This window comes from Novosphingobium rhizovicinum (genome assembly GCF_040813635.1).
GTDB lineage: Bacteria > Pseudomonadota > Alphaproteobacteria > Sphingomonadales > Sphingomonadaceae > Novosphingobium > Novosphingobium rhizovicinum.
Window position 1 is genome coordinate 1 of sequence record NZ_JBFNXR010000030.1, and the last position, 7099, is coordinate 7099.

Below are 7099 nucleotides of genomic sequence, written 5' to 3' on the forward strand. Positions count from 1 at the left end.
ACGATGCGCCATCGCCTGCTCTCCTCCTGGGAAAGCGCATAGAATCAGCATTCATCGCACCTGTCTACGCCCACCCGCGCACAGGTCTCATAAGCTGCTGATCTCAATTGGCGCGCATCACCTGCTGCACCCTGGAAGCTAATCATGATGGTGCCGCGCGAGCCTCGCCTAGCAGCCGTGCCGGGTAGATCATTCGATTTTGCGAGTAGCTCATGCAGTAGCGCGGACGAGCGAGCTGGAAATTGGCCTGACTACGCAGCTTGGGCGCAGCACATGCTCTTTTGCCGAAGGTATGAGGTCTCTACAAGGCGGGACGCTCAGTTACTCTCCTTTCCAGAAGCCGATCATTGAACGCCAAAGGTCGGTATCTTTGGTCGCTTCCCATTGCCCTTTTCCATACTCGACCTTGAACGGGTAGGTATCAGGCCAAGCGCTACCGCCGCCCCAAGCAAGGACACCAGCTACAGTGCTGGGATAATCGCCAACAAGTGCCGTGAACTCTTTGAACCATGCCCTCCCGTCAAAAGCAGGATCGCCGCTGCCATTTGCGAGCCAGCCACGGGCACCACCGCCCATACCTATTTCGGTAATCCAGATGCGCAGCCCGCGGCGCTTGAATTCATCGAATGCCGCTTTGAACTTGGGCGAGACGGCCGTGCCTTTAATCTGTGGTGCGCTCCTGTCGCCCCTAGCCTGATCATTGCCCGTTGTCGTAGGATAGTGGTGCGCTGAGAACTCCACCTTGCCGAGGGGGTCCAGAGCTCCAACGCCACCTATCGCGTCAATTTCCGCCAGCGCCCGCTCATAACCGCCAATGCTGTTCCATCCGCCCCACCCAAGGATCACTGGATATGTGATACCCGCAGCGCGGATGCCGTGGATTAGGTTACGAGCATTCGTGGCATAGCCGGCCTCCCATCCACCCCTGCTACTCTCATTCTGCAATTCCAGATGGATCAGGTCGTTGTCGCCGTAGGTTTCTTTCAGCTTTGTGCCGAGTGCTACCCAGAAGGGCAGAAGGTCAGGATGGCCGTAGGCGGAGTAGGTGTGATCGTCGATGACAACTGCAACGTCCTTGGCAAGCGAGAAGTCTATGATCGGCTTGAGCGCTAGCCATTGCTTTGTAGGCCACCCATTATGCTGGATGACGTTTTGTATCTCGCCATTCTGCCACAGGTGCTTACGCCGGATTGGAATGCGCAAAGCCCGGACGCCGCCATCGAGCACATATGGCGCGACGACCCGCCGTACGTCCTCGTAGTAGCCGTTCACGCTGTTGCTAAGGCTAGTGCCATTGCGCTGTTCATGCTGCAGGGTCCTAAGCGCGCGAACGCTAGCATGAGATTGATCACTCGGAGCCTTCGTCATCGCGTATACCCCCATGGAGGCGAATAAGACGACCACTGCGAGAACGCGGATCATGTACTTTCCCCTTGTGTACACGCTCAAACTCTCTGCTGAGGAGTGATGATCGGTTCCAAGCTATGCACCCAATGCTTCTACACGGAGATGCTCTGCTAGACCGGGCGGTGCAGAGCGCCTGGTCAACGCTATGCACCAAGAGCCTTTGGTTTTCAAAGCCCGCCGAAATCGACTGATGTCCTCGTCGAGCGCCAGACCCGCACCTGGCGATCGATCACCGCGAAGAGATGGAGTATGCGCAAACGTATGGGGTGTTAGCGCAGCAGCTATGGGTTTGGGGCAAAACTGCAACGGCGCTTCCGACAAAACGGTGCAGATCTACGAATTCACACTAAGCGCTTTAGGGATCCGAGCTGTGCAGTTTCATTCGCTATTTAGAGGCGCACCCCGGCCTTCGCTATCTGAGGAGTCAACCGGTGTGGGCCAGATGATGACGTCAGTCGCCTTTGTTCTGTCCTTGACGGCCCTTGCGGTACTCAGCCGCTTCTCCCTCCCGCTAACAGAGTCGAGGGTGCAGATTGTCGTTTTCTGGATATGCGCGGTGTGCGTCGAGTGGGTCATCAAGCCATCACTCGGCATTAAACCAAGATGGTTGCTGGTGGTCTTAAGCGGATTTTGCACTACAGTCGCCATCCTCGCGACACGCTGGTACCTGAAAGGCTTGTGTCCGCATACTTGGCCGCAATGCCCTGACCCACTGACAGCATTTAGGTCGACGATAGGGCTTTAAACTGAGCGCATCAGAATACGAGTTTTCAACGGCATCGTGTAACCGCTGCCACTGGGCTGTCTGCAGCGGTTACATCTCATTGTCGAAGGTGTCAGCCTTAACTGCCCAGCGAGATCACGACGAAGCGCGGGTTATGGCGCCCTTGCGTCACCTCGACCCGCTGGCTGCGGTTCATTTTCGATCAGGCGGCCAACAAACCCGGAGCGCTACAGAGCGAAGGCTGCAACATGCCTTGAGCGATAAGCTCTGCAGCAGCGGTGGGTGCGGAAGAGTTTTGACCATCGCCGATTGAAGTGACCTTGAGAGCGCGGTTGTGCAGTTGCGCCGGATCGGGGAGTAAGCTGACCTTCGTCGCGGCGGCGATCTGAGGCACCGCAGCTTCAACGGGTGCTTTACTCTTCGTAGTCTTGGCCGCGGCGACACCGCAGTCCGCCATGATCGTGAAGCGGGGCTGTGTGGATGCAAGCTCAGCCAGTCCTTTGGTTGCGCGCTTGCTGATCTGACGGATCTGCTCCTTGGTTATGCCCGTGCTCACGCCGACTTCGTCGAGCGTCGCTTCTTCGAACACCCGGCGCTCCAGGATCTCACGATCACGTGCCAGCTTTTCTTCAAGCTTCTGCACCTCTGCCGGATCGATGCGGCCGAACGATGAGCGCGACCCAGTCTGAGCCTCAAGCTGGCGCAGAGCGCGCTTGGGTTGCGGGCGACGGCGAAGTTGCTCAAGGCCCGCTGTACGATTGTGACGAACATACTCTTCAATCAGCGCATCGGTGCTGCGCTTGGCGAGGTAATCGGAGGCGCGGCTCTCGGTGAGCTTCAGCGCGCCTTCGTCCTCAATCAGCCCCTCCAGCGATGTTTCCTCGCCATCCGCACCGCTTATCGCTGTGTGGAGGGACACCGTGGTCGCCTCTACCTTCTTGGCCGATGAGCGCTGGTCCGTCATCAAGCGGAAACGCAGGCTCTGGAGTTCGCCGCGCAGCTGCCAGTTTACAAACGTGGTGAACTGCGCCTTGGTCGGATCATACGCTTCAATCGCGCGGTGCACGCCTATGGCGCAGCACTGCTCGGCATCTTCCCAGTGCGCCACCAAGCCATACTGCTTGGTGAAGTGGCGAATGCGGGGAGCAATCAACTTCAGGATCTTCGCGAATGCCTTATCGACATTTGCCCGCTGCCGAGCGGTCTGCCGCTCCCCCTCATTTGCACGGTTCTCAATAACCGTTGCAACAGCGGCTTCCAAAGCGATGGTGATTTTGGACATGGAGCTTACTTCCGGTTCCCCTGGAGTCGACCCCCCGCCGTCTCCGTGACCGCGCAATGCTCCACACGTTGCGCAATCTTAGTAACCATGCCCATCAGTAGGAATGCGTAGGGTAGGAGCACGTACCATCGCTACGGTTGATCGGGATCGGATGCATTCAACTAGTGCTCGCTCGCTCATCGTGCGAACGTACCGCGCTCGACGAGGATAGTAGGTCCAGCCTCTTAGCGCATGGGGATTGGCTGCAGAGGCTGGACGACCCGCGCGGGCTAGTCCCATTGTAGCATGATGTAGTTCGTAAGTGCTGCGATGGGCAAAAGTATGCCACTGACGCTGCAGGAGAAACGAGAGCAGCCTCGCGTTTTACCGCCTCGTCCCTATATAGAGGGCTGCTATGGAGGACACCAAGAAACGTGCTGCAGCAGCCGAGTTCCGGCGCATGGTCAAGTGGATCGTCCTAGCGGGTATCCTCATGGTGCTGTATATTCGAGCAATGGATGCCTGGAGCCTCCATGCGGTGATCGCCACCATCCTAGGCGTGTTCGTTTCAGTGTTGCTGGGATGTGGTCTGTTTGCGCTGGCGTTCTTCAGCGACAAGAGTGGTCACGACGAGAATGTGGGCGGTTCCACGTCGCGACGTGAAGAATAGCACCGGCGTATGAGTCTACAATTGGCCCCGCGTGCCAAGGCTTGACCTAAAGGCTTCTCATCAACGCACATCGATATAGCAGTCGAAGATAGGGTGAGGTGGTCCCGCCTTCTTGGACAGATTGGCGGCTGAGTTAAGCTAATCCCGGTTGTCGTTCACGCCGCCTGTTTGACGGTGACCGACGAGACGTTCATGGAGTGCCCATAGTACGGGAGCCGTCAGATGGCGCGGCACCTCCGGCGCGCTGGCCATGAGGTCGGGCGGCGGCGGGTACGGCGCCTGATGGCGAAGATGGGCCTGTCGCCGATCTACCAGCGACCACGCACCAGCGATCCGCACCCGCAGCACCGGGTCTATCCCTATCTGCTGCGCAAGCTGGCGATCGAGCGACCCAACCATGTCTGGTGCGCCGACGTGACGTATATCCCCATGCGCCGCGGGTCCCTCTATCTGGTGGCGATTGGACTGGGCAAGCCGGAAAGTCCTGTCCTGGCGATTGTCGAACACCATGGACGCCGGCTTCTGCGTCGCCGCCTTGGAGGAAGCCTTGGCGCGCTTCGGCAAGCCCGAGATCGAGCGGCTTTCAGCTCTTGTTGAAACGTGCACCGATAAGGCGGACATAGGAGCGGAAGACAGGAGGTACGCCATGCTTGGCTTCCAAGATCAGGTCGGCGCTATCGAGGAGCGCAACAGCGAGCGGCTGAAATTCGCACCAAGTCGTACATCAAAGCAAGCCCTCCAGCAGGCTGCCGCGCTGTCCGGGGTAGATGCTTCCGCCTTTACCGTGAATGCTGCCTATCGCTCGGCGATGGAGACGATCGCAGCGCATGAGCGCACCAGCTTGCACCGGTTGACCCATGCAGCCTTCTTCGCGGCGCTTAAAGCGCCGCCGGCACCGACTGATCGGCTGCGCGTAGCCTTCGCGCGTCATCGCGAGACCATCGTCAGCCGGTGACCGCGCCTCAGGACGCAAGGCCTATATCTCGATGATCGGCGTTGACAGCCGGTTTCAGGCGTGCGGCTATGGTGGCGCCTGCTGGTGGATTGTTTGATACGCTTGGCGGGCCCCGCCGAGGCATTGCGCATTGCAGTCGTCATGCTCGACTGCCGCGATCCCGAGAAGGTGGCGAGGCGGCTCCAATATCTCCCACCTGACATTGTAGCGCCGCGCCCACGGCAAAGGCCCAGTCCGCAAGCTTAGACCTTGCTCAGGCATCCGTCATCGTCGATGAGCGTAACCCGAGATGGCGGCGTGTCGCTCCAGTTCCAGAGCACGAGGTTGAGATCCCCGTCCGAAGAGCCGCGGGCGAAACTGCGGACCAGCAGCCCGTTGAAGCCCTCGGCGATGAGGGTTGCGGCGAAGGTCTGGGTCGCAGCCTTGCCGCCGCCACGCATCTGGTCTCGCCAGGTCGGGTCAGCGAGGCCGGCCAAGGTCATGCCGAATTTCCTGAGTACCCTCGAATCGCGGCCGTCGAGCACGTTTTCTATATCGCTATCGTACCCCACGATCGTAGTCGGCTGAAGGTCGCCGACTTGGTTGACCTCCCGGATTGCCGTGTGCAGCGAGGTCGCTAGGTACAGCGCGGCCGTTCCTTTCGGGTTGAAGCGGCCGCCGTACAGCTCGGCGCCGCGCCCCGACAGAGGCTCGCGCGCATGGATCGGGTTCAGCGCCCGATAGAGCTTTCCTTGATAATGCATGGGAGCGGTCAGGCGTAAATGCCTGCATCCACGGCGTCGATATAGTCCAGGATTTCGCCTGCCCTGCCCTCTGACCTGACCCCCAGCTTTCCTCCAGCTGGGATTAGAGCCGGGCGGTTGTTTTGCGCATGAGCGCGGTTGAAGCAATGGGCTGCGCAGCGGAGCCCGTAGGGCGTAGCGGAGCAGGCCATTGCTGTTGCAGTTCGGCGGCGAACGCCGCCGGGGTGTCGTATCCAAGGGCCGAGTGCGGCCTCTCCCGGTTGTAGTCTTCCACCCACGCGGCGATCTCGGCGCGGGCGTGATCGAGGCTGAGGAAGAGCGTCTCATTGAGCAGCTCATCGCGCATGCGGCCGTTGAAGCTCTCGACATAGCCGTTCTGCATCGGCTTGCCGGGCGCGATGTAGTGCCACTCCACGCCAATTTCCCCGCACCATGCCAGCACGGCGTTGGAGGTCAGTTCCGTGCCGTTATCGCTGACGATCATCCCCGGCTTGCCACGCTTCGCGATCAGCTCGGTCAGCTCGCGCACCACCCGGCGCCCGGAGATCGACGTGTCCGGCACCGCTGCCAGGCACTCCCTGGTCACGTCATCGACGACGTTGAGCACACGGAACCGCCGGCCCGACGCCATCTGGTCGTGCACGAAGTCCAGGCTCCAGCGTTGGTTCGGCAGGGCCAGAACCGGTGCCGGCGCCCTCGCGCCGATCGCACGTCTGCGGCTGCGCCGCCGCCTGACAGCCAGTCCTTCCTCCCGATAGATCCGCTGGGTCTTCTTCCGGTTGATCATCACGCCCTCCCGGCGCAGCAGGATATGCAGCCTGCGATAGCCGAACCGCCGGCGTTGGTTCGCCAGCTCGCGCAGCTTCTCTCTCAATTCGGCATCGTCGGCCCGCGTCGAGCGGTAGCGCACGCCCTTGCGATCGGCACCAACGACACGGCACGCCCGCCGCTCGCTCATCCCGTGGCAGGCCCGGAGATGAGCCACAGCTTCCCGCTTGGCGGCGGGCGTCACCACTTTTTTGACAGAAGATCCTTCAGCGCAGCCTGGTCCAGCATCGCATCGGCCAGCAGCCGCTTGAGCTTCGCGTTCTCGTCCTCGAGTGCCTTCAGCCGCCGAGCCTCGGATACCTCGAGCCCGCCATACTTCGACTTCCAGTTGTAGATCGTCGCTTCCGACACCCCGTGCCGGCGTGCCAGGTCTGCGGTCTTCGCCCCTGCCTCGGCTTCCTTCAGCACGCCGATGATCTGCTCTTCTGAAAACCTCTTACGCTTCATCTCGTCCGTCCTTCCATGGACCGGACTCTAATCGAGCGTGGAGGAAAATCAGGGGGTCAGGTCA

6 protein-coding genes and 1 pseudogene are annotated in these 7099 nt (G+C 60.3%); 3 read left to right on the forward strand and 4 right to left on the reverse strand.

From position 1 onward, the window contains the following. Positions 1-321: 321 nt before the first annotated feature. Entirely contained in the window at positions 322-1422 is a 1101-nt protein-coding gene (locus ABUH87_RS08735; protein ID WP_367772584.1) for a cellulase family glycosylhydrolase, read from the reverse strand. A 911-nt stretch (positions 1423-2333) separates the two neighbouring features. After that, positions 2334-3413 (reverse strand): sigma factor-like helix-turn-helix DNA-binding protein, encoded by a 1080-nt coding sequence (locus ABUH87_RS08740; protein ID WP_367772586.1) that lies wholly within the window; start codon positions 3411-3413, stop codon positions 2334-2336. Between the two features lie 394 nt (positions 3414-3807). Between ABUH87_RS08740 and ABUH87_RS08745 the strand changes: the two genes are divergently transcribed. The 3 genes and pseudogenes from ABUH87_RS08745 (at position 3808) to ABUH87_RS08755 (ending at position 5017) form a co-directional block, all read left to right on the forward strand. Further along, on the forward strand, positions 3808-4062 hold the full coding sequence (locus ABUH87_RS08745) for a hypothetical protein (protein WP_367772589.1): 255 nt from the start codon (positions 3808-3810) through the stop codon (positions 4060-4062). 198 nt (positions 4063-4260) lie between these two features. After that, a pseudogene (locus tag ABUH87_RS08750) lies at positions 4261-4636 on the forward strand (DDE-type integrase/transposase/recombinase); the annotation flags it as partial. A gap of 72 nt (positions 4637-4708) precedes the next feature. Next, a complete protein-coding gene (locus tag ABUH87_RS08755) occupies positions 4709-5017 on the forward strand; it encodes a type II toxin-antitoxin system TacA family antitoxin (protein WP_367772593.1) in 309 nt (102 codons plus the stop codon). Positions 5018-5259: 242 nt separating this feature from the next. On the opposite strand, the gene ABUH87_RS08760 is transcribed toward ABUH87_RS08755, so the two are convergent. Both ABUH87_RS08760 and ABUH87_RS08765 read right to left on the reverse strand, forming a co-directional pair. Further along, on the reverse strand, positions 5260-5760 hold the full coding sequence (locus ABUH87_RS08760) for an RES family NAD+ phosphorylase (RefSeq protein ID WP_367772591.1): 501 nt from the start codon (positions 5758-5760) through the stop codon (positions 5260-5262). A 103-nt stretch (positions 5761-5863) separates the two neighbouring features. Then, a protein-coding gene (locus ABUH87_RS08765; RefSeq protein WP_367769135.1) for an IS3 family transposase occupies positions 5864-7035 on the reverse strand; the annotation gives its coding sequence in 2 pieces (ribosomal slippage) (positions 5864-6783 and positions 6783-7035; 1173 coding nt in all). Between the last annotated feature and the right edge of the window lie 64 nt (positions 7036-7099).